Here is a 22,825-nt window from a genome sequence, read left to right as displayed (position 1 = left end):
ATCGCAATTATTTTGCGTTCCACCTTTTTCATTTCACACAACCTGCCCCCATCATTCTTCCCCCGCTTCCAAGCACTTCCCATTTCTGCTACGATAAAGAAGTTTACAATCCCTTAATTCCCCCACAAGGAGCCAACGCATCCATGACCGCTTCCACCGACACCGATCAAGCTCTGCCTGCCAAATCCCATTTCACCGTCGTGCCGCTATCCGACGCATTAGCCGAGGAGCTCAGCACCTGGCGGTATGAATCACCCTACGATTTCTACAATTGGTCCACCTGGGAAGTCATGCAGCAGCTCGGCATTGAATTTGGCGATGCCTATGTCCGGGAGCAGCAATATGCCGCGGTGACGAGTGACGACGGCCGCCTAATTGGTTTCGCACAGTTCTTTCCCCTGCTCGGCGTAACGCGCATCGGCTTAGGATTACGCCCGGACCTATGTGGCACAGGGCTCGGTCTTCCGCTCGTACAAGCCATTGTAGCCGAAGCGATCCACCGTGCGCCAACCGACATTATCGACCTGGAAGTACATGTCTGGAACACGCGAGCCATTCGGACCTACGAGCGCTCCGGATTCATCATCACCGACACGTATGCCAAGCAAACAGCCACCGGATCGGTCGATGTACACTGCATGTGTTACGCGCCATGATAGCCTATATACGCACAACAGCGCGGCCTTACACGGGCGGCGCTTTCTTTTTTATCGTGCTAAAAGCTCCCGCTCCCGCATATCCGTAGTAGTGTCACGAGTCATTACTTTTAAAGGAGGCGGGTCCAATGAAAGTTTTGAACATCGTCAGCTTATTAGTCCTAATTCTCGGCGGCCTGAATTGGTTGGCAGTGGGGCTATTTGAGTATGATGTCGTTTCAGAAGTTTTTGACGGGTCAGATTCCGTAGGTGCCAAGATCGTGTACATTGTTGTCGGGGTAGCTGCCCTATACAGCTTATCCTTCTTCTCCAAAGTGTCGGCAGAAGACTAACGTCCCCCCTTCCGCACCCTCGCGGACAATTAATCGTATGGACAAAATAAGAGCCTGTCCCAAGCGCTTCATGCGCGGGGCGGGCTCTTTTCTATTAGCGTTCACCCTCGAGCTCGGCCGCATCCAGAAACAGAATGCAGCTGCTGCCAACCGGCACCGATATGGTCCGGATGCGATCGAAGGAATCGAGATCCGTATACGTCTGCGAAACCATCGCTTGCGGCCGATCTGTGAACTGAGCGGATAATGGGATAAAATAAGGCCGCCAGCTCCAGTTATGCCCCTGATATTGCGGTTCTCTATCCCACGTACCATCGCTGACTCGTTGATAATTCGCGCTCATTTGAATGCCGTCTTTGTTGCATAGATAGAGGCGAATGCAAGGCGAGTCTGCCAGAAGCAACCCGTCCAGCAGCGCCTCAATGAAGTCATCTCCCGCAGCACAGCCGCGATTAGCGAATGCCTCCCATACCTGATCGACTGCCAGCTGCACCCGTTCCGCTTCCGCACTCCAGTGCCGCTCTACATGCAGCATGCGTGCCCGGCGCCGATCCAGTCCAGCCTCCAGCAGTCCAGCGAACGACAGTGCCGGCCGGAAATTGGCCACCGCAGGCGAGAACAGATACCCCTGCACATACCGTGCACCAATTTCAATCGCCCGCTGCAAGTCCTGCTCGGTTTCCACGCCTTCCACTAGCAAGGAGGCTCCGATCTGATCCGCCAATGTCGAGAAGGAACGCATCACGCCGTAGTAACCGCTGTGGCACTCGCTCCTCTGAAGCATATGGATATCGATCTTCAGAATATGCGGCTGAATTTGGGCAATTCGGTCAATGCTGCTGAACCCGCTGCCCACATCATCGATAGCAATCAGGCATCCATAATCCCTGTATAAATCCACTACTGCGCGCAGCTGCTCCATCGGCCCCAGAAACGACTCCTCGGTAATTTCAATGACGACCCGCCGCGGGTCAATCTTATACTTATCAAGCAGCTGCAGCGTCGGAAGCTCCCCGGTTGCCACATAGGTTTGATAAATCCACGAAGGCTTTAAATTAATGAATAGCTTCCCATACTCCGGATCACACGCCGCAAACTTCGCCAGCGCCTGCTCCCGTAAGTTTCGGTCCACCCGAATCTGCTCCGCCATGGGCACGGTCTTATCTGCAAAGAAAGGCCCTACACTCCGTACTCCTTCACCCGAGCGAATGCGACCAAGGGCTTCATAGCCCATAATCCGCCTGGTATCCAGCGCGAGAATCGGCTGATAATACGGAACAAGTCGACTGATCATATCCTTATATAGACCCTCATGCAAGCCATCTTGCATGCGCTGCGCTTCCGCCATCACCGTTGCTCCCCGAATCTTGGAATATGATGTCATATTTTCTGACATCACTAGTTTCACCTATTGTAAAGTAGCCGCATTAGCTTGTAAAGCATCCTCCCACATCTCTTGCAAATCAACCAATAATAGGGCGTAGCGCGCATCAAAAAACGCCGATTACCCGTTCCCGGGAATCGACGTCCGATAGACTTCATTAAAGCGTTCCGCCGACTGCATATCGAGCTCCGTCAAGCCCCCCGCATGCCAAGTCGTCAAACGCAGCGTTACTTTCTTGTAGTCAATGCCAATGAACGGATGATGGTTCATCGCCTCCGCAATCTCAGCAACTTTGCCCACGAAGGCAATCGCCTCGACGAACGTGCCGAATCGGTAGTTCCCCTGCATCCATTTCTCATCCTGGCGCGACCAGCCGGGGAGTGCCGCAATTGCCTCGTCTGCTGCATCGGAACGCATTTTCTCCATTTTGCCCACTAATCGCACCTCCCATATCGAACAGAATCAACCTTAGATTAATCGGATAATCCGAATTTCCTTCTGATCCACCGACACTTCAATAATGTGATGTTTCGGACGGTAAGCCACGACACCTCCGCCTACATGAAGGACAGGCTCCTCGCCAAGCGCGTAGAACACGTCATCCGCGAGCGCCTCCATTAGCTCAACTCGCTGCGCTTCCTCAAGCTCTTCCCAGTCCGCCGTTTCCATCTCGAAGAACAGATAGCCATCTCCGATGGAATGCATCGCTTCCGCCAACTCGCTTAGAATATCGCTGTATTCCCTTGCATGTTTAACTCCCATTTCCAATTGCCCCGCTTTCAGCTCTTATTCTCGCCTCTTATGTCTTCATTTTACACGAAATCAGATGAAAACTGCTAAAACATCCATTTTGCTCTAATCTGAGCGCTCTTTCTGACGATAATAAATAGAGATAGAATTGTCGAAATGCGGTTCATTTTGTCAGTCTGACACATCAGATTGTCTACAGCTGCTCCCTGTTCTCCGGGGCGTAACCGAATCGTTCGGTTACAAGGTCCTTATTATCTTATTAGACGAGGTGTGTCATGGAAAAATCTACTGTAATTGGTCTCGTGCTCGGCCTTATCGCCGTTCTTGTCGGTATGACGCTGAAAGGCGCCCCAATCCACAACCTAGTTAACCCCGCTGCATTCTTGATTATCATTGTCGGAACCGCAGCCTCGCTCTTCATCGGCTTCCCGCTGAGCGAACTGAAGAAATTCCCGAAGCTGATCAAAATGATCTTCACGGTACAGAATCTGCTTCCGCGTGAAGAAGTGATCGCACTCTTCATGGAATGGGCAACAATCACACGTCGTGAGGGCCTTCTTGCGCTGGAGTCTAAAGTAGACGACATCCAAGATATGTTCCTTCGTAACGGCATGCGAATGATCATAGACGGTAACGACCAAGACCTCGTACGCGATGTATTGCTCGAGGACATTGCCGCAACCGAAGAACGTCACCGCGCAGGGGCGCTTATCTTCTCCCAAGCCGGCATGTATGCACCTACGCTCGGGGTTCTCGGCGCCGTAATCGGCCTCATCGCGGCACTTGCCGATATGAGCGACATGGAAAAGCTCGCACATGCGATCGCAGCCGCGTTCGTTGCTACTCTTCTAGGTATATTCACCGGTTATGTATTGTGGCACCCCATTGCCAATAAGCTCAAGCGTCTTTCCAAGCGTGAGGTTGAACTGCGCCTCATGATGGTTGAAGGTCTGCTGTCGATTCAATCCGGTGTTTCCACGATTGCGATTAACCAGAAGCTCTCGGTCTTCTTAACTCCGACCGAACGTATCCAACTGAGCCAGAAGGGAGCAGAGGCCGTTGAGCAAAAAGCATAAAAGTGAACATCACGAGGAACATGCCGATGAAACCTGGCTAATTCCATATGCCGATCTCCTTACCCTATTACTCGCCTTATTTATCGTATTGTATGCGATGAGCTCGACCGATTCGAAGAAATTTCAAGATATGAGCAAAGCCTTCAATATCGCGTTCAGCAGCGGTGTTGGCGTACTGGAACAATCGGCTGTCATCAGCAATGCCAATCAGATGGACGATGCTAACAAGACAAGACGCCACGAGGCCGATCAAGATATGCAGAAGAAAGACATCGAGGCTCTGAAGCAGAAAGAACAAGAAGACCTCGAGAAGCTCAAGAAACAAGTCGACCAGTACATTAAGACGAATGGTCTGACGACGCAGCTCGATACGAAGCTCAACCAATCCCAGCTAACGATTACGATCTCCGACAGCTCCTTGTTCTCGCCGGGCAGCGCGAAGGTTAAGCCGGAATCACGCAAGCTGGCCGTTGAAATCTCCAACATGCTGCAGAAGTATCCGGATTATGAAGTGAAAGTGTCCGGCCATACCGATAACGTACCGATTAACAATAAAGAGTTCGAATCCAACTGGGAGCTCAGCTCCATGCGGGCCATCCGTTTCATGGACATCCTGCTTCTGAATAAGAAGCTTGATCCGCATCTATTCAGTACAATCGGCTTCGGCGAGTATCGCCCGATTGCGCAGAATACATCCAACGTTGGACGTGCCAAGAACCGCCGTGTTGAAGTTTCGATTATTCGGAAGTATACCGATGCCAGCAAAGATGCCACTGTATCCGTTGCTGCGGCCAAATAAACAAAAACCGTCAGGGCCCTAGGGTTCTGACGGTTTTTCATGTTACAGGGACAGCTCAATGGAGCGCTTCACCAGCACATCCATCGCATCGACACAGTGCTGCTTCGTTCCTTCACTAAGGGGAACAATCGACAGCTCCGTGCAAGCGATAATGATGCACTGACAGCCATCTTCCGTAATCAACTGATGAATGATATCCTCAAGCTCCTGCGGGTCGATCTGCACGCCGCGCTTGATATCCTTGTAGATCATATTCATAATATCCTGCTGCATGGCATCTGACGGCAGATGCGGCACCAGCTTGTGCTTACGAGCGGATTCACTGTAGATTCCGCTGTGCAGCGTCCCGTTCGTCGCAAGAATGCCGACCTTACAACCATCACCGTAAGCTTCGTGGATGACCTTAATAGACTCTTCCACCATATTGATGATCGGAATCTGCGTCATCTGCTGCATCTCGTCTACGTAGTAATGCGCCGTGTTGCACGGAATTGCGATATTGGATACCTCGGCATACTCCAGCAGCCGGATATCCTTCTCAATCATCTGCAGAAACTGTTCGGGACTATTCTCAAGAATGACATGAGTGCGATCCGGAAGCGAAGCATGATTGAGTATGACCATATCAATATGATCCTGATCTCTGTCCGCAACCGTACTCTCGATAATTTGATCGATAAATACGCTCGTCGCCTTCGGCCCCATTCCGCCAAGTACACCCAACCGACTTCTCTGTTCCATCATTCAACCTACTTTATATGAGTTAATCTATAGCGTTCGTTATTCGTTACCCTTCTTGGCCTTGCTCCGAAACCGCCTATTCCGTATCGTTCAGCAGCTTTAACGCAATTTCCGCTCCCGGGTCCATCCCTTGACAGCCCGCTAGCAGAATTACATCTCCGCGCTCTGCCTTCGACAGCGCATAGGAGATCGCATCCGGCAGCTCACGATACAGCTTCACGTTAATGTTCGCTTCCGCCATCACTTCCATGAACACATCCGCTTCCTCATCGGAAACGGTATTGTTCTTGTTCACATGGGACTCACTGCGCGTCGCGATAATTTCATTCATCTCGAGGCGGTTCATCCATTTCACGATCGCTTCTGCATTCTCACGATTAATGATCGGCCCACGATTGCCACGGATTGCATAGACGAAATGGCACTGTTCATAGTCCATATACCGCAGCGTTTCCAGCGTCACGTCGATATTCCCCGGATTGGCAAAATGATCATCGATCATAATGAACTCATCTTCGTGAATAAACTCGAATCTGCGCTCTACGCCGCCGAAGGTCCGCAGCGTTTCCTGAATCGTTGCAATAGGTACGCCGCAGAGCAGTGCAATTGCAATGGCCGCCATCGAGTTGTAGACCGAATGCAGCCCCGGAATGCGCAGCTCAACGCGGAACTCGCTAGGCGTATACGCGACTCCGTCTCCCTCGAACGGCTTCCTGATTTCAACCGTAAACTTGGCTCGTCCGGTCGATAGATCCAGGTCCTTGCAGTACAGCGTACCATCGCTGCTCTTCAGACCGTAAGTCACGACCTTTGCTCGCGTCTGATCGACCAGCGAAGCCGAATACTCGTTGTCCAGGTTAAGCACAGCATAGCTATGTTCCCCAGCCTTTTTAATCAAACTCGCCTTAGCCTCAAAATAATTCTCGAACGTCCCATGAGAATCAATATGCTCGCGGCTTAAGTTATTGAAGCACACGATATCGTAATCCACCGTCTCTACCCGGTGCGACTCCAGCGCGGCCGAGGAAACCTCCATGCTGACATGCGAAACGCCGCGATCAACCATTTGTCCCAGATAGGACTGCAGATCGAGCGATTCCGGTGTCGTCAGCTCGGATGGGATTTTCACATCATCGATTTTGATAATAACCGTCCCCATAAGTCCGGTCTTGAGACCATGCTGCTCAAGAATCGCATTGGTCATATAGGTCGTGCTTGTTTTCCCGTTGGTCGCCGTAATGCCGATCATCTTCAGCTTTGAGGACGGATGACCGAAGTAAGCATCCCCCAGCTGCGCCATCGCAATGCGGCTGTTCGGCACGACATATTGCGGAATCGGCACATCTTCTTGGATATACTCGACAATTGCGGCAACCGCGCCGCTTCTGACCGCATCGCGCAGATATTTGTGACCATCCGTGCTATAGCCTGTTATACAAACGAATAGGTGCCCCGGCGACACCTTCTGTGAATGATAAGAAATGCCGCTGATCGTGAGATCCTCTGCCTGGAACGACTCGGTAATCGTTGTCGCTTGAAGCAGCTCCTGTAATCTGGTCATAGAATGAATCCCTTCTCTGTATAATCGACCGCAACCGTATGTATGCCATGAATGCCTAAGCAACGAATCGTGATTAAGCCTATATAATAATTAACAAACGCACACCCTGCTTGAATATATTTTTTATGAATACCTCTATGCAAAGCGCCTACAATCCTATATAATTTTACTTCATGTATTCTAGGAATACAAATGTTATTATTGCTTGCTATAGAGGTAAAATCGACCGTTTATACGAATCAAACAGCGTACATAAACGCTTAGAATTAACAAAAAACCAACATCGCCGACCCCATGTCGGACGATGTTGGTTTCTTCTTATTCCCGGGAAAAGTGTCGAACTTTATTGATAGTTGAGCAGCGTAAACAGTTCCTTCAGCTCGCCATTCGTAAGGTCGCGCCATTTGCCGCTCGCAAGCTGTCCCAATTGAATATTCATAATCCGCACGCGGCGAAGCTTCCTGACGTTGTAGTCGAATGTCTGGCACATCCGACGAATCTGTCGGTTCTTGCCTTCGGTCAGCGTAATCCGAAATACGCGGTCGCCTTCTTTCACTACCTTGCAAGGCAGCGTCATTGCGCCTAGTATTCGAACACCTTCGCTCATCGCCTTCAGAAATCGCGGCGTGACCGGCCGATCTACGGTCACAATATATTCCTTCTCGTGTTTGCCTTCCGCCCGCAAAATTCGGTTGACGATATCGCCATCATTCGTGAGCAGAATCAGCCCTTCCGAATCCTTGTCCAGTCGGCCAATTGGAAAGATCCGCTCCGGATGCCCGATATATTCAACAATATTGCCCTCGACCTGCGATTCGGTTGTGCTTGTGATGCCAACCGGCTTGTTCAGTGCAATATAGACATGACCTTTCTGCTCGCCGATTACTTTCCCATCGATCCGCACATCGTCACCCAGCTCCGCTTGACTGCCAAGCTCAGCCGTGACGCCATTAATGGAAACGCGTCCGCCCTCTACCAACTTATCTGCTTCTCGTCTGGAACAATAGCCTGTTTCGCTAATAAACTTGTTAATCCTCAACTGCCGTGTTCACCCCGCATGAAAAGTGCTTCTTATAGCTGTATTTTAGCGTGTATTGCATCATTTTCATAGATTTTTACGAAAGTTCCCGCTTCTTGCCCCGTAATCGTGATACCTTGGCGGCATAGGCTAACCATGAAAGCCGCGACATCCTCTGCTTCAACAGGTCGGTACTTACGAAGCGCGCCTTGCATGAAGAGCTTCAGCAGCGGCGTGAGCAAGATACCCGCCTTCTCCCCGAGCCTGAACTCTTCCCGCTTCCCCAGCAGCAGAGACGGTCGCACGATATGCAGCTCCCGCAAGCCAAGTGCGCTCAGCTGCGCCTCCATCTCACCTTTGACTCGGTTATAGAAGATCGAGGAAGATGCATTCGCTCCCATAGCGGAAACAATGATCATCTTCGCCGCTCCATGCCGCGCCGCCCATTCCCCAATTGCCACCGGATACGCCAAGTCTACCTGCCGAAAGGCTTCTTGCGTCTTGGCTTTCTTAATGGTTGTGCCGAGCGTGCAGAAGACGATATCCGCTTCTACGCCGGCCAGCGCCTCATCCATGCGGTCGAAATCAGCTGTAATCACCGTCAGCTTCCTGTTCGAGCCGCTCTCGTCAGCAGGAGGACGGAGCGGTCTGCGGACGAGAATCGTAACGGCGCTGCATCTGCTGTCTTGCAGCAACTGCCGCAGCAGTGAAGCACCTACTAGACCGGTTGCTCCAACGAGCAGCGCTTTGTATGGCGCCGATGCCTCCATGCCAATCACCTTCTTGTATGTATTGTTCATAGAACGTTGGCCATGCAGCTGCCCAGACTGCTTAAGCTTCTAGAAGCACCTGGTCTTTGTTTAGCGGCAGCAGGATGTTCACCGTCGTACCCACGTTCACTTTGCTCTTGATCTCGAGCATCCCTTGATGCGTCTGAATAATGCGCTGGCTGACCATGATACCAAGCCCGGTGCCCATATCCTTATCGGTGTAGAACGGGTCACCAAGCTTCGCAATCCGCTCTTCCGGGATGCCGATTCCTTCATCCGTTATGGATACGTTGACATGATGCTGATCATTCCGCCTCGCTTCAATCGTGATCCGCCCGCCTTCCGGCATCGCCTCGATCGCATTTTTGAGCACATTGATAAACACTTGCTTCAACTGGTTCTCTTCGCACGAGATTCGGCAATTCTCTAAGTCAAAATACGTCTCGAACTCAATATCGCACAGATGCGCCTGGCTATCGAGCAGTGAAATGACATCGCCAAGAATAAACCGAACATCCTTCACCTCAAAGCGCGTCGCCTGCGGTTTAGCCAGGATGAGAAACTCGCTGACAATCAAATTAATACGATCAAGCTCCGAGAGCATAATATCCACATGACGTGTATTGAGCTTCTCGGTTTCGAGCTGCAGCTGCAGAAACCCTCGCAGCGTCGTTAGCGGATTGCGAATTTCATGGGCTACACCGGCTGCCAGTTGGCCGACTGTCGTCAGCTTCTCTGACCTGCGCAGCAGTTCCTCCATCTTATTGCGGCTTGTCATATCGCGGGTTATACTCGCGATGGCACGGAGCTCTCCGTGCTTATCTTGGATTGGCGATGTCGTTGCGCTGACGGATATCCAATCGCCGCTCTTCGTTACTCGCAATGTCTCGCGAGCTGCAAGCGGCTTACCCGATTTAAGCAGCTCCATGGTCTGCTGCTCTTCTTCGTACAAATGCTCCGGAACAAGCGGAAGCATCTGCCCAATTGCCTCTTCCGTCGTATAACCGAACAATTGCTCGAAAGCGCGGTTCACCTGCGTAATGCGGCCGTCCAAGTCCACGACATGGATGGCATCTGTCGTATGATTAATGAATGATTCCAAATACTCTTTCATGGACCGGTTCTCTTCGAACGCCATCTTCAGCTTCGTCATATAGATGTTGAGGTTCTTCGACATGGCATTCACGCGCTGCGCCAGCTGCCCCAATTCATCCTTCCGCTTAACCTCGATCGTATCGTCGAATCTCCCGAAGGATACCTCGTTTACCTTCCACAGTATTGAACGGACCGGCCGCAGCAGAATATCCGATAACCAATAGCTGCAGAATACAACAACGATAAGCAGCACGATCGAAATAAAGATCTGATTGTTGCGCTGTTCATCCGCTAGCTTCATAATCGGCGCTTTGTCGAGCACAAGGCCAATCACATAGGGAACAGGCTCTTTCAGCGCAATAAAGCTCTTTATTACAGTATGATCATGAATCGTTTCTTCGCGGAACACCATTTTGCCCTGCAACGATTCCTTTATACTCTTCTTATCCTTCTCTATTTGCCCATATTCATAACTGCCGAACGAAACCGGTTTCTCCTTCAACTGCTCCATGCTTACAATAGAAGGAATATCTTTAATGGGCTCGTCGCCGAACAGCTCCGGATTAAACCCTGTAATCTCAAGTATCGTCGGATTACCCGTCTTCAGTTCCGCTAACAATGAAGTCGTATGGGAAATCTTCCGGATGTCTGTGAATTGATCGCTTTTCATATAAAATCGAATGATGTAGTCCAAGTTGCGGTCCGTATAGAAGCTCTCTTGACCCAGAACCGTATTGTCAGTCAGCGTCAGCTTGTCCGGCCCTATCCAAAACTCATAATTAAGCGTCTCCTGCTCAATCGTTTGAGATTTATGTGCAATCCAGACATTACTGGCATCGCCGATCTCCGGCGGATTAGTCGATTGGACGACATAATACTTCGAGCCTTTCTGCTTGAGCAAAGACATGCTCGAAACGCCGACATTATCTGCAACCTGTCTCAGCTGCTGATAAGTGACCTCATCGGCATGATAAGGCAGCTGGCTCGCCGCAGAGAACGAAGCCAACTTCATCTTATCGGACAAGACGGTTTGAACGAATTCGATTTCTCTCGTATTTTGAATGACGTTTGCCGCAACCTGCTGACTAATCGACATCATTTTGAGCTGAATGTCGTCCCTTAGATTGACCCGCGTCGAATATTCGTTCAGAATCACATTAAGAACGAGCAGCACAAAGACAATCAAGGAAATCATGACAGATAGTTTAGTTTTAACCGACAATATACGACACATCCTTTGACACCAGCCTGTTGACAGCTACTTGGATCATACCATAATTGGCATAAAATGAAAGCAATCTCGCGCATCATTTCCTCTTGTCACCGTGCAAAAGAAGTCGAATCGGTTGTGCGATATGTTGGTAGCACCGATAGTTATACACAAGTTTTTCCCCATACTCACAGGCCAAGTGAATAATTTGTGTACAGATCTGTGAATAATCACGAGTTATCCACAATTCTATGCACAACCTGTTAACAACGAATATTTGTTCGCGGCACAATTCGACAGTCGATTGACGTCGAATGGGTATAACTCATTATATAGAACAGGACCGGAGGCATAATTCATGACGGCGATAGGGACGGATTTTTTTCGAGAAGAGGACTATAAGTGGATGCAAGAAGCCATACTGGAGGCGAAGAAAGCGGAAGAAATCGGTGAGGTGCCTATTGGCGCGGTCATTGTAAAGGATGGCGAAGTCATCGGCAGGGGCTATAATTTGAGGGAGACGAATTTGGATCCGACCGCGCATGCGGAGATGATCGCGATTCGGGAGGCTAGCAAACATTTGAATGCGTGGAGGCTGCTGGACTGTACGCTTTATGTGACGCTTGAGCCATGTCCGATGTGTGCGGGAGCACTGGTTCAGAGTCGTATTCGAAAAGTAGTGTACGGCACAACCGACCCCAAGGCAGGCTGCGCCGGCACATTAATGAATTTACTGCAAGAGCCGCGCTTCAATCATGAGACTGAGCTGCTTGGCGGGCTGATGCAGCAAGAATGTTCGGATTTATTAACCCTCTTCTTCCGTCGACTCAGAAGGCGTATCTAGCAGCATCGCTTACTAGTTCATCTCTTTGCATCAGTTGTAGCGTTACGATAAGTTCATCTGCAGCTTCACTTATTGCAAGTACCTCAGGGTCAGTTAAACTTCCGCGGGCTTCAGCCATTTCGAGCAGCTTTGTACGAAGCACCTGCAACTCATGGAGTAGGTTCATTTTGTCATTCATCCGCCCTCGGTACATCTCCTATCTCTTCTACTTAGTTACAGTCAGTAACTACATTCATTATATATGGTGCAAGCTATTAATTTTGTAAAATCTTGTCGACAATCTCCCCCCATAATGGGGCAAAGTTTCGACAGTATTCATCAGTAAATCCTGTAATCAGGACTATTTTCTCACTGTTTTACAGCCTCGTTAGGACTAATAGACTTGCTTGCACCACATTTGGCATTCATGCTATTATTATCCTTGCCGCGCGCCCGTAGCTCAGCAGGATAGAGCGACAGTTTCCTAAACTGCAGGTCGTACGTTCGAATCGTATCGGGCGCGCCATTTAAAACGATAAAACCCTTGATTATCAAGGGTTTTTTTATTTCTACTTATTCGTATTTTGGCTCAATTAACATTTTGGGGGCGAATTGGGGGCGAAGTGTTATTTTTCAGTCAAATATTCACCTAATACATAACTCTTTTTCTGCTCAATTTCTATGGTATAAATAGCCGAGCCGCCAGGTGAGAGAAATGAAACCTCCGTAGGGGTAATGTTGTACCCAGATGCTGCTACAAGGTACTTCCGAAGGCTAATGAAAAGCGCTAAATGGACTCTCCACCTATCCGTCTACACGATCTCCGGCATACCACGGCTAAGCTGCTTGGGGAAAGCGGTGCAGATACAAAATCTATTCAGGAAGTTCTGCGACATACACGTGAAGAGACGACTTCTAATATGTACATGGAAGAATCAGAAAAAATGAATAAGCGATCCTCAAGTGCTCTCGATAAGTATGCACCAGCATTTAGTGTCTAATGACAAGAACATATTCGATTAATATCAGCTCAAGATCACTATTCCACTTTTATTTATATCAAGAGTAACAGCTCAATAATAGGAGACAATTAGAAAACACTTATCACTGTTTTCTAATTGTCTCCTATTATTATTTAATATCACTATTTTTATTGTAATATAATAGAAACTTTTGAACTAATACTCCGTCGAATGATGTCGATATTTGTTTTTTACTCTAAAAATTAGTTAAGGTAGCTTGTAAATTCCTGACCACCCTCCTACTATAGGAAATGCATGGAATAACTGTAACGGTGATTCCAATTCTAACTAACGAGGAGATACTCAGATGAAAAAAGCATTGTTGGCATCAGGAATTATCGGTTTATTGCTCACAGCAGTACCAACGGTTCAAGCTCAGTCGGTAGAAAATAAGGATCTAGGTGGTACTACAGTTCTCAACCTCAATCCACGGGGTGATAACTACAATGACGTTACTTTGCAAGAAAAAACAGGTCTAATTGTTCAAGATGCTGACGTTACTTCATCAACAATTGAACTTAAAGGTTATTTATCCAATACAAATAAACCTATTGATATCTATGCTACCCTTAAGAAACCTGATTATACGAATGAAATGGTAGTAGGGGATGCAGAGGACAAAGCTGGCAACTATGAAGTTGTATTTTTGGGAATTGATAAAAAACCTCAATCATCCCTCACCTTCAATCATTCATTTAATGCATCTGACGAAGTACTTAAAGTATACTTAATGGAAAAAGACACTCGTAATTTTACAATTATTGAAACTACAGATTTTAAAGATATTATTAATGAAAATACTGTATTTCAGAATGTTAATTCCTTGCCGGAAGCAGATCACGAAGACGTGTTTTGGTATTCAAAAATACTCGCTCCAGAGATGGTAAATAGTATTCAACCACGATCTATAGTAACTGGCCATTCTGACAAAACATATACCGTTTCTTACGCTGCTGCTGGACAAACAATTTACGAAGAAATGGTTATTAGATCCTATGTTGAGGGTCCACAATCAATTATTAATAGCGGTACATTCAATACAAAATTATACGTACTTTCAGAGCGTACATACTGTCCTACATTACCGAGTATGAACTCAAATAATAGTGATTGGGAGCTTGGATATTATGCTCCGACAGTTTTTGAAACACACACAGATCCAGGGGATGCGGTAAGAACAATTCAATGGGATTCTTCTACTCAAACATCAACCTCTGGTAAGTTTAAACTAGACTGGTCTTGGAGTCTACCTGGCACTCCAGTTTCGTTTGGTTTTACACCAGGTGGTACTACATCATCTGATGCAACATCTCTGAGGAACTTTGACAACACGAGCACGAGTGTTTGCAAGAATATCTTATCCACACTCAAACAAGGGAATTATTTTTCAAACGTTGGGCACACCTTTGATCAAGTTATTACCGTAGGACATTTCACCGGCGCTGCTGCAACGAAGTTATTATCGTTGAAGTGGACATACAACATGTCAAATGGACATGATTATACTGCAGGAGGAAATAATAGCCACAATATGTCTTTCTCCTACGTGTCAAATCCATAGGCTCTTCCTGTACAAAATAGTTTAACTAATAGGTTAAAAAATAAATCATAACATTTGTTGTGATTTATTTTTTGTCTATATATACTTACCTTAGAAGGAGCTGACAAGTTTGATGGCTTTAATAATCGGATTGATTACCTTGGTTTGCATAACAATTCTATTAGGAGTAACATTTAATAGCGAGAAATCATTAACTGCATTATTATCAGTAATCTCGCAATTAATGATTTATGTATCTATTCTCGCAGTGTATTATTATTCTCAATATGATAGTGGAGCTGATACTGTTACTTTCATGATCTTTTTCCATATTACTCATGAGCAAGCTTCAATTTTACTAAAGGTATCACTTATGATAAGTTTAATTTGCTTCACAATGAAAAAGTATTTAAAAAGCAAGGACAGTTAGCCTTTTCAGTCTACGAATGACTAACCAAGGATGAACCCTGCTCAAGGAACCTTTCGAAAAAGCTTCGTAGAGATATCGCAAACTATATGGGGGGGCAGTTTCCTAAACTGCAGGTCGTACGTTCGAATCATATCGGGCGCGCCATTTTGCTAATTAAAACCTTGTTATGCAAGGTTTTTTGTTTTATATCCGAACATTCCTGACATGCATATCGCTTCGGGCGATGAATGGGCAGACAGAATCAGGAGGCACATGACGATGACTCTTATAGGTGACCGCGTATATATTCGTTTCTTAGAGATTGAGGATGCAGAAGCATTACTGGATATGCAAGTGAGAAACCGCGAATTATTTCAGAAGTATTCCCCCATCTTCGCCGATGATTTCTACACGCTCGAATCGAAACGCCAGTCAATTACCGATTCGATCAAGCAGCGCGAAGAAGATAAGAAATATAACTTCGGAATCTTCCTCAAGGAATCCGACATCCTGATCGGCAGCATATCCCTTAACCAAATCTATCGCGGTCCGCTTGAGCGGGGCATGATTGGTTATCAATTGGACGGGCTCTATAACGGCAAAGGACTTATGACGGAGGCCGTCTCGTTAACCGTCGCATTTGCGTTTCATGAACTTCACTTACATCGCATTGATGCAGGCGTAATGCCGAGTAATACAGGTTCAATGCGCGTCTTAGAAAAGGCAGGCTTTCAAAAGGAAGGTATTGAGCGGCGCGGCGTAAAGATCAATGGTCAATGGGAAGACCACCAAATATTCGCGATCCTATCCGAGCATGACTAGCTGAGCTGCCTCGCTTATGTGCTATATATGTAGAAGAACCGCAGCTGTGTGCGGTTCTTTTTTGTGCGAATGGCTAGTTGGCAGCCCCGAAGCTTCATGGGTCCCCATAACCACTGCATCATTCATACTCAACCTACGATTCTTGATTCTCCGTTCCTGCCGCGCCTTCAGTCATCTTCCGGCCGCCTTGTCCGCCATCCCCGCCTCCTCTGCGGCCTGGGAAACCGCCACCGCCACCGCCTGGACCACCCATTCCACTGCGAGCTTCGGTTACGCCTGATTCGTTCAACCAGGTCACGATAGTCGACGTTTTAAAGTCGATGAGCTTCGTTCCTCCCTGATAGTCGCCTCCGTCATATAGCCCGCTCTTCTGGCTGCCGGTCGATGTTCCTCCGGAATAAAGTACATAAGACGTGTTCACTTTCAAATCCGGTGAGCTGACGAACACAGCTTGGTAGTCCTTCAGCGGAGCAAAAGTCAGCACATCATCGCCTGCTCCGTCTTCCACTCGAATCAATGTTCCCGCTTCTTGCGTTTGCGGATATGTCATCAAGATCCCGGCCTGCGTCGATTGATCCGATATGGCTTGTGCCATACCGGAGCTGCCCGCGGCAACAAGGAAACCACTGGTCAACTCGAAGCTGCCATCATAGTCCAAGGAGCCGTTGCCATTCTCGGTCGGTCCATTAACGATGACGGTGCCGCCGCTCATGAAGATGGAGCCGTTCGCATCCAGACCGTCACCTGCCGCGTTCACAGTGAGCTGGCCACCACTGATCGTGAGCGTGTTGTTCCCCGCTGCTCCGCCCGGCCGCATGCCCCCAAATGCACCGTCCGGTGGCATGCCATCCGGAGAAGTTTCGAACGACGGCGCGCCTTCCGGCGGAGTGCCTCCGCCTCCGCTGCTTCCATCGCCAGTTCCAGGGCTAGCTCCGTCTACTGCTTGACCGCCTTCGCCCGCAGCTGCAGGTGCCTTCCCGCCATCCAGCATATCCGGCGGAGTGCCTCCACCACCACCGGGACCGCGTCCTCCTTGTCCACCGTCAGCCGTCTCGCTGTCGCCCGAAGCGGCATTCACGCCGTCATCGCTCGACTCCACCGTAGTCGTACCGCCGGCGATCAGAATGCTCGGAGCCTCGAGCCCTTCATTGCTCTTCGCGACTTCGACCGTGCCGCCCGTCACGGCAAGCGCAAGCTCCGCATGCACCCCATCATCTCCGGCATTGATATGGAGCTCGCCGCCTCCGATTAATAGGCCGCCGCTGCTGTGCAAAGCATCTTCACCGGAAGTAATGTCGAAGCTTCCGCCTTCGATGGCGATGACGCCTTCTTCGCCTTCCGTATCTTTCGTCGTTTTGATGCCATGGCCACCGGCTTCGATCGTCAGATTACCGGCCTCAACCGCAACCAAATCACGGCCCATCACGGCATCGTCGGCGGCATGGATCGCAAGCGTGCCGCCTGTTATTTTCAGCTTATCCTTACTCGTAATTCCGTTATTATAGTGACCTTCCACCACAAGCTTGCCACTGCCATTAATCGTAAGGTCGTCTTTGCTGAAGATCGCCGCATTGGGCTCCGCGTCCTCCTCCGAACCATCCGGGAAGACATATTTCGCGCCATCCTCGACCCGGTTATCCGTCCCTTCTGCCAGAGATAGAATCGTCTTACCCGCTTCCTCGACGTAAATCGCGGAGCTCGATGCGTTATGGATCTCGGCCCCGTTCAAGATAAGACGCACGGTACCTTTATCCGCTACATGGACGACAATACGCCCATCATCCAGCTTTCCGCTTACCGCGTACGTGCCTGCCTTCGTAATCGTAATGGTTCCTTCTTTCGCCTCCGCGCCTTCTCCTTCAATCGTCGCACTGGCACCATTTAGTTTAATAAGGGTAGCATCTGTCTCCGACCATTCCTCATAAGCGTCGTCCGTGTCGTACTCGATATCACCATCCAGTTTCAAGCTGGCCAGCGTAGCAGCCTCAGCTTGCGAGACAGCATCAGCATCTGCAGTCGTCGCATTCGTCCCCGTCGACGCAGATTCATTCAAAGCAGCGTTATCGCTGCATGCCGTCAATAGAACGGCGCATAATAGGAGGGCGCTCAGTTTCTTGGTCGTTTGAGTTGGTTTCATCGTTCATCTTCCTTTCGATCATCGTTTAATTGTCCATCACCGGCGGATTCATCGTCAGTGTAATATCGAGATTGCCGTTCCTGCACCGAATCGCGTCCAGTAGCTCCTTCTGGTTCGTTTGCGGATCGAGCGTAATGGCATACACCACTTCATACAAGCTCCCAAGCTCCGTTGTTCTCACTTTTCTTAGTTCATACGCCACATCAAACATGTTGAAAATTTCATCGAACGCCTCTTCATAGCCCAGATTCTCCGGAATGGTTACCTTGAGCAGCTTCTGCGTCGCTCGTTTGGCACCGAAATTCACGGCCCGCAGAACGAACATCAGCACGCACAGCACGACTGTGAACAATACGGCATAGCCAAACGACCCGACACCGCAAGCAAGACCGGCGGCCATCGTAAATAGGACGAACGCAATATCCTTCGGATCGCCAGGCGCACTGCGGAACCGGATAATGGAGAAGGCACCTGCGAGACTGAAGGCTCTTGCCACATTACTGCCGATCAAGAGAATGATAATGGCTACAATAACGGGCAGCACAATCATGGTCAGCGCAAAATTCTGAGTATATCCGACTTGCGTCCGCATGTACGTCCAGCTGATAAGCAATCCAAGTGCAATCGCTACAAATAAGGTTAGTAGTGCATCGGTCAGCGTGAGCGCCGAACCTTCGGCCGCCGACGAGAATAAAGAATCAATCATAACAGTACGCTCTCCTTCGTCATCATTTTAGATGGGCTGTGCAGGCTTGGTCTGCCGTCCCTTGTCCACTTCTTATACTCATTGCCGTATTTCGAGAAGCTTGCCTTGAACATCCCGCTCTCCGATAGCAGCCGGGAGAGCCAGACCGGAATCGTCTTCTCCGCCTTCACTTCCATGAGCCACTGCCCCGCTGGCATTAGCAGCTCACCGTAATCTCCGCGCTCGAGCCCGATATCATGCCGCCTTGTCCGAATGTTCGTATCGAATGTGATACGCAAGTCGCGGTTCTCTTTGCTGAAGAGCGCGATCCGGTCGTAAGCCAGATACACCTTCGGCCGCAATTCGTAGCGCTGCAGAAAATAATGAATTTCTCGGATGACCTGCCGGTTCATCCCGGCACGAAATTTCGGCTCCTCGCCTGTTCGAACGAACGTGTAGGCCTCATCCAGCGTCAGTGCCGTCCTGCGCTTATTCACCAAACCGAACACTTTCTTTTTTAACTCGAGGTATACTTTGCTATCCTCCCTGGGTATTCCGTATGCCCGGATACGCAGCTTTTCCCGGTACTTTGGCTTCGCCAGACTGGTGCGGATCAATGTATCATGCTCGGTATCGTAATAGAGATTGCTGATCGAGTAGAAATCGCCGTCCTGGTTATAGGCATCGGGCTCCATATACGCAAGCAGCCGGTTATGCAGGGTAGTGAATGCTTGGGTATCCATGAGGTATTTATTCTCGTAACGGTTAAACACTTCAATTGCCATCGTGCCGTTCGCTCCTTTCATGCCGGCGCAGTCCGCCGTGCCATGACTGTATCTTAGAGCCTGAACCTTTAACGAATCTTAAATCTTTACACGTTATTTACAATTAGCGGTTGCCTGCAAGGCTTCGGTAGAATTAAGGTTGATTAAAGGTTCGTTGCCTATGATGAAGGCGAAACAGCAACACGCTGACGAAAAGGGGAAACCGGAATGAGACTGTTAATCGTGGAAGACGAGGTTCATCTCGCGGAAGCGTTGACCCAAATACTTAAGAAACACCATTATGCCGTCGATGTCGCGCATGATGGCAGAGAAGGGCTTGACCATGCCCTGAGCGGCATCTATGATCTCGTGCTGCTCGACATCATGCTGCCGGAACTGGACGGCATCTCGGTCCTTAAGGCACTTCGGGCGGAAGGCGTTCCGATGCCTGTCATTCTGTTGACCGCCAAAGGAGAGATTGATGACAAAATCTCCGGACTTGACCATGGCGCGGACGATTACGTCGCCAAGCCGTTCTCGACGGGGGAGCTCCTCGCGAGGATTAGAGCTGCTTTGAGACGCAAGGGAGATGCGATAGCGGAGGATACATTGCGATTCGGAGACATCGAATTGAATACGTCGACGCTCAGGCTAACGTGCAAGGGGAAGGAACTTAAACTAATCCTCAAAGAATGCGGCCTGCTGGAGCTGCTCATGACGCGGAATACCGCCATTACTTCCAAGGAGCAAATGATCGAGAAACTGTGGGGGTTTGACACGGAGGTGGAGCACAACAACGTGGAAGTCTACGTCTCCTTCCTGCGCAAGAAGCTGGCATTCCTGGACGCTTCAGTGCGGATTAACACCATCCGCGGCGTCGGATACGTGCTGGAGGTGACGAACTGATGTTTAATCGGCTTCGCAACCGCTTCTTAATCTTGAATATCGTCATCATTACTTGCATGATGCTCGTAGCGTTCGGAGCCATCTATACGATCACGTATCAAAATGTGCGCGCCGATATCGATATGGAATTGCACCGCGTCTCGGACTTCTATCGGAAGCCAGGTAAAGGGGGCGATGGGGAAGGAAGCCTGCATCAGGGCGGCGAAGATCATCCTCGTATGGATAACACAATCAATGGAGGAGGGCCACCGCCGGAGCGTTCGGTCTCGTTCTCCTTGCAAACCGACGCGGCTTGGAAGCTCACGTCAACGGACTCCCGCTTCGATATGAACGATGATTTCTACGACCGAGCTATCGCGATTGCCGCCCAAGGCCATGCGAACAGCGGGCGCTTCTCTCTCGACGGCACTCACTGGGCTTATCTGATTCAAAATACGATATCCGGTTACTCGATCGCCTACCTCGACGTGACCGCCCAGCAGCAAATTCTAACCCATCTCGTCTATACGTTCCTAATAGTCGGTCTCGGCATGCTCATCGTCATCTATCTGACGAGCCGCTATTTCGCGAATCGTTCCATTGCACCGGTCAAGGAAGCGTTCGAGAAGCAGAAGCAATTCATTGCAGACGCCTCACATGAATTGAAGACGCCGCTCGCCGTCATCAACACTAACGTGGACGTGCTCCTTGCCCACAAGGAGGAGCGCATCGCCGATCAAGCCAAATGGCTGAATCATATCCAATCGGAGACCGAGCGTATGAAGACATTGACGAGCGACCTCCTGTATTTGACCGAAATGGATGATTCCAGGGCACGTATGGCGTTCGCCCCGTTTAACGCTAGCGAAGCCGTGGAGAGCGTCATTCTGACGATGGAGGCTGTCATCTTCGAGCAAGACCTGTCACTCAGCTACGAGATTGAGCCGGGCTTGATCGTTCGCGGCAGCGGCGAACAAATCAAGCAGGTCGTGATGATCCTGCTCGATAACGCGGCCAAATACGCCAACGCGAAGAGTGCCATTGACGTGAAGCTGAGCAGGCGCCACCACGACCTGATGCTCACAGTAAGCAATGCAGGCGAAGGTATTGCCTCCGAGCATCTGGAACGCATCTTCGACCGCTTCTATCGAGCAGATGCCTCAAGGTCCCGCAAACAAGGCGGACACGGCTTAGGCTTAGCCATCGCCAAATCCATTGCCGAGCAGCATAAAGGAAAGATCACGGCGCGCAGTATTCCGAACGAGACAACGACATTCTCGCTCCAACTGCCACTAGCCTCCATAGGCAAATAAGGCCATCCACTTCTAAAATGCTGCCTTTTCTGCAACATTTCATCTGATATTAAGGCCTCCTAGAGGAAATGCTGCATTGATTGCAACATTTTCATCTCAAATCGGCACATATCAGCTCATTCCCTTCGAAATGCTGCATATTGTGCAACAACTAGCCGCAGTAGACCTCACTAGGGTAAAAAATGTTGCCTTTCCTGCAAGATTTAGCATAACCGCAGTTCGGTAGCCACCGAAAAGACCTGCCAAGTTAAAACGCCTTTCCTAAAAACAAAGAGAACTCATTGGCGTATGAGTTCTCTTTGTTTTTGTGCATTTCACTCCATAAACGTCTCAAGCGGGAAATTTAGCACGTTGACCTTCCCGCCGTCCTTCGCGCTATACTCGAAGATCTGCAGCATCAAGGTCCCGTTCTTCGGCAGCTTATTCGCCGGAATCACGATACTCAGCTCGAAGGTTGACCAAGCCGGCGCGCCTTCGCTAAGCATATAGTTCTTCTCCAGCAAGTAGTTGTGCCCGTCTTCCACGGCATAATTCATCATCGCCTCGAACACTCTCGCTTCGCCGGTTACCTTGTACTTGCCCCCGCTCCCGGAGACCTCGACGTTGCGAAACGCATTATTTTGCGCAGACGTTTCACTGGTACCGCCGTACGAAATCTCCACCTGTCTAAGCGTGCTGTTCCACTCTACACCTGCACCCAGCAAATCGCCGACTGCTCGCAGCGGCACATAGGTACTGCCCTTATAATTCATAACCGGCAAGCTCTCATCTTCATAGGTTGTACCGTTCACCACAATCGGATAAGTGGCGTCCCCCAGCACATATTGCTTCACCGCTGCACCTACTGTCGGCATGGCAAGCATGATCATACTTCCGGTTAATGCACCGACTATGAATCCGCGGATATGCTTCATCGCCTTCACACTCTTTTCATGGGCAACGCCCGATTTGGACTACCGATAGTACATCCTATGCGGGGATTTCGACACTTACCCTACCCATGCAAAAAAGCCCCCAACATCACAACGTAATG

The 22,825-nt window shown here is 49.4% G+C and carries 23 protein-coding genes and 1 tRNA gene; 11 read left to right on the top strand and 13 right to left on the bottom strand.

Translation table 11 applies throughout. The features are described 5' to 3' along the window. The first annotated feature begins 143 nt into the window (after positions 1–143). Positions 144–656, top strand: coding sequence for a GNAT family N-acetyltransferase (locus BLW29_RS22800; RefSeq protein ID WP_090983909.1), 513 nt, complete (start codon positions 144–146; stop codon positions 654–656). 128 nt (positions 657–784) lie between these two features. Further along, positions 785–988, top strand: coding sequence for a DUF378 domain-containing protein (locus BLW29_RS22795; protein ID WP_090983907.1), 204 nt, complete (start codon positions 785–787; stop codon positions 986–988). A gap of 94 nt (positions 989–1,082) precedes the next feature. Here BLW29_RS22795 and BLW29_RS22790 read toward each other — a convergent pair whose 3' ends face one another. The 3 genes from BLW29_RS22790 to BLW29_RS22780 all read right to left on the bottom strand — a co-directional run bounded on the left by BLW29_RS22790 (position 1,083) and on the right by BLW29_RS22780 (position 3,134). Continuing rightward, on the bottom strand, positions 1,083–2,384 hold the full coding sequence (locus BLW29_RS22790) for an EAL domain-containing protein (RefSeq protein WP_256208817.1): 1,302 nt from the start codon (positions 2,382–2,384) through the stop codon (positions 1,083–1,085). A 108-nt stretch (positions 2,385–2,492) separates the two neighbouring features. Next, positions 2,493–2,798: a 4a-hydroxytetrahydrobiopterin dehydratase gene (locus BLW29_RS22785; RefSeq protein ID WP_090984168.1), complete on the bottom strand. Its 306-nt coding sequence runs from the start codon at positions 2,796–2,798 to the stop codon at positions 2,493–2,495. 42 nt (positions 2,799–2,840) lie between these two features. Further along, entirely contained in the window at positions 2,841–3,134 is a 294-nt protein-coding gene (locus BLW29_RS22780; RefSeq protein WP_090983905.1) for a hypothetical protein, read from the bottom strand. A gap of 263 nt (positions 3,135–3,397) precedes the next feature. On the opposite strand from BLW29_RS22780, the gene motA reads away from it, so the two are divergent. Further along, positions 3,398–4,198: a flagellar motor stator protein MotA gene (motA, locus tag BLW29_RS22775; protein WP_090983904.1), complete on the top strand. Its 801-nt coding sequence runs from the start codon at positions 3,398–3,400 to the stop codon at positions 4,196–4,198. Next, a complete protein-coding gene (gene motB, locus BLW29_RS22770; RefSeq protein ID WP_090983903.1) occupies positions 4,182–4,997 on the top strand; it encodes a flagellar motor protein MotB in 816 nt (271 codons plus the stop codon). Before motA ends, motB begins: the two co-directional genes overlap by 17 nt. A 42-nt stretch (positions 4,998–5,039) precedes the next feature. Here motB and BLW29_RS22765 read toward each other — a convergent pair whose 3' ends face one another. From BLW29_RS22765 to BLW29_RS22745, 5 genes are all read right to left on the bottom strand, one after another. After that, positions 5,040–5,741: a cysteate racemase gene (locus tag BLW29_RS22765; RefSeq protein ID WP_256208816.1), complete on the bottom strand. Its 702-nt coding sequence runs from the start codon at positions 5,739–5,741 to the stop codon at positions 5,040–5,042. A 73-nt stretch (positions 5,742–5,814) separates the two neighbouring features. Next, on the bottom strand, positions 5,815–7,299 hold the full coding sequence (locus BLW29_RS22760) for a Mur ligase family protein (protein ID WP_090983901.1): 1,485 nt from the start codon (positions 7,297–7,299) through the stop codon (positions 5,815–5,817). Positions 7,300–7,642: 343 nt separating this feature from the next. Further along, positions 7,643–8,338 (bottom strand): 23S rRNA pseudouridine(2604) synthase RluF, encoded by a 696-nt coding sequence (gene rluF / locus BLW29_RS22755; RefSeq protein WP_090983899.1) that lies wholly within the window; start codon positions 8,336–8,338, stop codon positions 7,643–7,645. A 32-nt stretch (positions 8,339–8,370) separates the two neighbouring features. Beyond that, the gene (locus tag BLW29_RS22750; protein WP_090983897.1) at positions 8,371–9,087 is read right to left on the bottom strand and encodes an NAD(P)H-binding protein; all 717 of its coding nucleotides are present in this window, start codon (positions 9,085–9,087) and stop codon (positions 8,371–8,373) included. A gap of 61 nt (positions 9,088–9,148) precedes the next feature. After that, entirely contained in the window at positions 9,149–11,404 is a 2,256-nt protein-coding gene (locus BLW29_RS22745) for a sensor histidine kinase (RefSeq protein ID WP_256208815.1), read from the bottom strand. A gap of 346 nt (positions 11,405–11,750) precedes the next feature. On the opposite strand from BLW29_RS22745, the gene tadA reads away from it, so the two are divergent. Then, entirely contained in the window at positions 11,751–12,236 is a 486-nt protein-coding gene (gene tadA / locus BLW29_RS22740) for a tRNA adenosine(34) deaminase TadA (RefSeq protein WP_090983895.1), read from the top strand. Here tadA and BLW29_RS22735 read toward each other — a convergent pair. Next, the gene (locus BLW29_RS22735) at positions 12,220–12,414 is read right to left on the bottom strand and encodes an aspartyl-phosphate phosphatase Spo0E family protein (RefSeq protein ID WP_256208814.1); all 195 of its coding nucleotides are present in this window, start codon (positions 12,412–12,414) and stop codon (positions 12,220–12,222) included. The genes tadA and BLW29_RS22735 overlap by 17 nt on opposite strands. Before the next feature lie 250 nt (positions 12,415–12,664). Between BLW29_RS22735 and BLW29_RS22730 the strand changes: the two genes are divergently transcribed. From BLW29_RS22730 to BLW29_RS22710, 4 genes are all read left to right on the top strand, one after another. After that, positions 12,665–12,741 (top strand) — tRNA-Arg (locus tag BLW29_RS22730). Between the two features lie 265 nt (positions 12,742–13,006). Continuing rightward, positions 13,007–13,216 carry a tyrosine-type recombinase/integrase gene (locus tag BLW29_RS32160; RefSeq protein WP_090983891.1) on the top strand — a complete coding sequence of 70 codons (210 nt, stop codon included), beginning with the start codon at positions 13,007–13,009 and terminating at the stop codon, positions 13,214–13,216. A 328-nt stretch (positions 13,217–13,544) separates the two neighbouring features. Then, entirely contained in the window at positions 13,545–14,798 is a 1,254-nt protein-coding gene (locus BLW29_RS22720) for a hypothetical protein (RefSeq protein WP_090983889.1), read from the top strand. A 667-nt stretch (positions 14,799–15,465) separates the two neighbouring features. Continuing rightward, positions 15,466–16,008, top strand: coding sequence for a GNAT family N-acetyltransferase (locus BLW29_RS22710; protein WP_090983885.1), 543 nt, complete (start codon positions 15,466–15,468; stop codon positions 16,006–16,008). A gap of 133 nt (positions 16,009–16,141) precedes the next feature. On the opposite strand, the gene BLW29_RS22705 is transcribed toward BLW29_RS22710, so the two are convergent. Genes BLW29_RS22705 through BLW29_RS22695 form a run of 3 tightly spaced genes read right to left on the bottom strand, consistent with a single transcriptional unit; the run spans position 16,142 to position 19,615 of the window. After that, complete coding sequence (locus BLW29_RS22705) at positions 16,142–18,145, bottom strand: carbohydrate-binding domain-containing protein (protein WP_090983883.1); 2,004 nt, start codon at positions 18,143–18,145, stop codon at positions 16,142–16,144. A 25-nt stretch (positions 18,146–18,170) separates the two neighbouring features. Continuing rightward, on the bottom strand, positions 18,171–18,851 hold the full coding sequence (locus tag BLW29_RS22700; RefSeq protein WP_090983878.1) for a DUF4956 domain-containing protein: 681 nt from the start codon (positions 18,849–18,851) through the stop codon (positions 18,171–18,173). Next, entirely contained in the window at positions 18,848–19,615 is a 768-nt protein-coding gene (locus tag BLW29_RS22695) for a polyphosphate polymerase domain-containing protein (RefSeq protein WP_090983876.1), read from the bottom strand. Before BLW29_RS22695 ends, BLW29_RS22700 begins: the two co-directional genes overlap by 4 nt. 207 nt (positions 19,616–19,822) lie before the next feature. Between BLW29_RS22695 and BLW29_RS22690 the strand changes: the two genes are divergently transcribed. Both BLW29_RS22690 and BLW29_RS22685 read left to right on the top strand, forming a co-directional pair. Then, a complete protein-coding gene (locus BLW29_RS22690) occupies positions 19,823–20,500 on the top strand; it encodes a response regulator transcription factor (protein ID WP_090983874.1) in 678 nt (225 codons plus the stop codon). Beyond that, complete coding sequence (locus tag BLW29_RS22685; protein WP_090983872.1) at positions 20,500–21,792, top strand: sensor histidine kinase; 1,293 nt, start codon at positions 20,500–20,502, stop codon at positions 21,790–21,792. Before BLW29_RS22690 ends, BLW29_RS22685 begins: the two co-directional genes overlap by 1 nt. A gap of 314 nt (positions 21,793–22,106) precedes the next feature. Here BLW29_RS22685 and BLW29_RS22680 read toward each other — a convergent pair whose 3' ends face one another. Continuing rightward, complete coding sequence (locus BLW29_RS22680; RefSeq protein ID WP_090983870.1) at positions 22,107–22,706, bottom strand: Gmad2 immunoglobulin-like domain-containing protein; 600 nt, start codon at positions 22,704–22,706, stop codon at positions 22,107–22,109. Between the last annotated feature and the right edge of the window lie 119 nt (positions 22,707–22,825).

The organism is Paenibacillus sp. CF384, from assembly GCF_900106745.1.
Lineage (GTDB): Bacteria > Bacillota > Bacilli > Paenibacillales > Paenibacillaceae > Paenibacillus_Z.
The sequence above is the reverse complement of the archived record's forward strand: the minus strand, read 5'-3'. Positions and strand labels throughout refer to the sequence as shown.

Excerpts from the sequence above, each read along its gene's own strand:
- BLW29_RS22800 (WP_090983909.1), top strand. The coding sequence starts at position 144 with ATGACCGCTTCCACCGACACCGATCAAGCTCTGCCTGCCAAATCCCAT.
- BLW29_RS22795 (WP_090983907.1), top strand. The coding sequence starts at position 785 with ATGAAAGTTTTGAACATCGTCAGCTTATTAGTCCTAATTCTCGGCGGC.
- BLW29_RS22790 (WP_256208817.1), bottom strand. The coding sequence starts at position 2,384 with ATGTCAGAAAATATGACATCATATTCCAAGATTCGGGGAGCAACGGTG.
- BLW29_RS22785 (WP_090984168.1), bottom strand. The coding sequence starts at position 2,798 with ATGGAGAAAATGCGTTCCGATGCAGCAGACGAGGCAATTGCGGCACTC.
- BLW29_RS22780 (WP_090983905.1), bottom strand. The coding sequence starts at position 3,134 with ATGGGAGTTAAACATGCAAGGGAATACAGCGATATTCTAAGCGAGTTG.
- motA (WP_090983904.1), top strand. The coding sequence starts at position 3,398 with ATGGAAAAATCTACTGTAATTGGTCTCGTGCTCGGCCTTATCGCCGTT.
- BLW29_RS22765 (WP_256208816.1), bottom strand. The coding sequence starts at position 5,741 with ATGATGGAACAGAGAAGTCGGTTGGGTGTACTTGGCGGAATGGGGCCG.
- BLW29_RS22760 (WP_090983901.1), bottom strand. The coding sequence starts at position 7,299 with ATGACCAGATTACAGGAGCTGCTTCAAGCGACAACGATTACCGAGTCG.
- BLW29_RS22750 (WP_090983897.1), bottom strand. The coding sequence starts at position 9,087 with ATGGAGGCATCGGCGCCATACAAAGCGCTGCTCGTTGGAGCAACCGGT.
- tadA (WP_090983895.1), top strand. The coding sequence starts at position 11,751 with ATGACGGCGATAGGGACGGATTTTTTTCGAGAAGAGGACTATAAGTGG.
- BLW29_RS22735 (WP_256208814.1), bottom strand. The coding sequence starts at position 12,414 with ATGAATGACAAAATGAACCTACTCCATGAGTTGCAGGTGCTTCGTACA.
- BLW29_RS32160 (WP_090983891.1), top strand. The coding sequence starts at position 13,007 with ATGGACTCTCCACCTATCCGTCTACACGATCTCCGGCATACCACGGCT.
- BLW29_RS22720 (WP_090983889.1), top strand. The coding sequence starts at position 13,545 with ATGAAAAAAGCATTGTTGGCATCAGGAATTATCGGTTTATTGCTCACA.
- BLW29_RS22710 (WP_090983885.1), top strand. The coding sequence starts at position 15,466 with ATGACTCTTATAGGTGACCGCGTATATATTCGTTTCTTAGAGATTGAG.
- BLW29_RS22705 (WP_090983883.1), bottom strand. The coding sequence starts at position 18,145 with ATGAAACCAACTCAAACGACCAAGAAACTGAGCGCCCTCCTATTATGC.
- BLW29_RS22700 (WP_090983878.1), bottom strand. The coding sequence starts at position 18,851 with ATGATTGATTCTTTATTCTCGTCGGCGGCCGAAGGTTCGGCGCTCACG.
- BLW29_RS22695 (WP_090983876.1), bottom strand. The coding sequence starts at position 19,615 with ATGGCAATTGAAGTGTTTAACCGTTACGAGAATAAATACCTCATGGAT.
- BLW29_RS22690 (WP_090983874.1), top strand. The coding sequence starts at position 19,823 with ATGAGACTGTTAATCGTGGAAGACGAGGTTCATCTCGCGGAAGCGTTG.
- BLW29_RS22685 (WP_090983872.1), top strand. The coding sequence starts at position 20,500 with ATGTTTAATCGGCTTCGCAACCGCTTCTTAATCTTGAATATCGTCATC.
- BLW29_RS22680 (WP_090983870.1), bottom strand. The coding sequence starts at position 22,706 with ATGAAGCATATCCGCGGATTCATAGTCGGTGCATTAACCGGAAGTATG.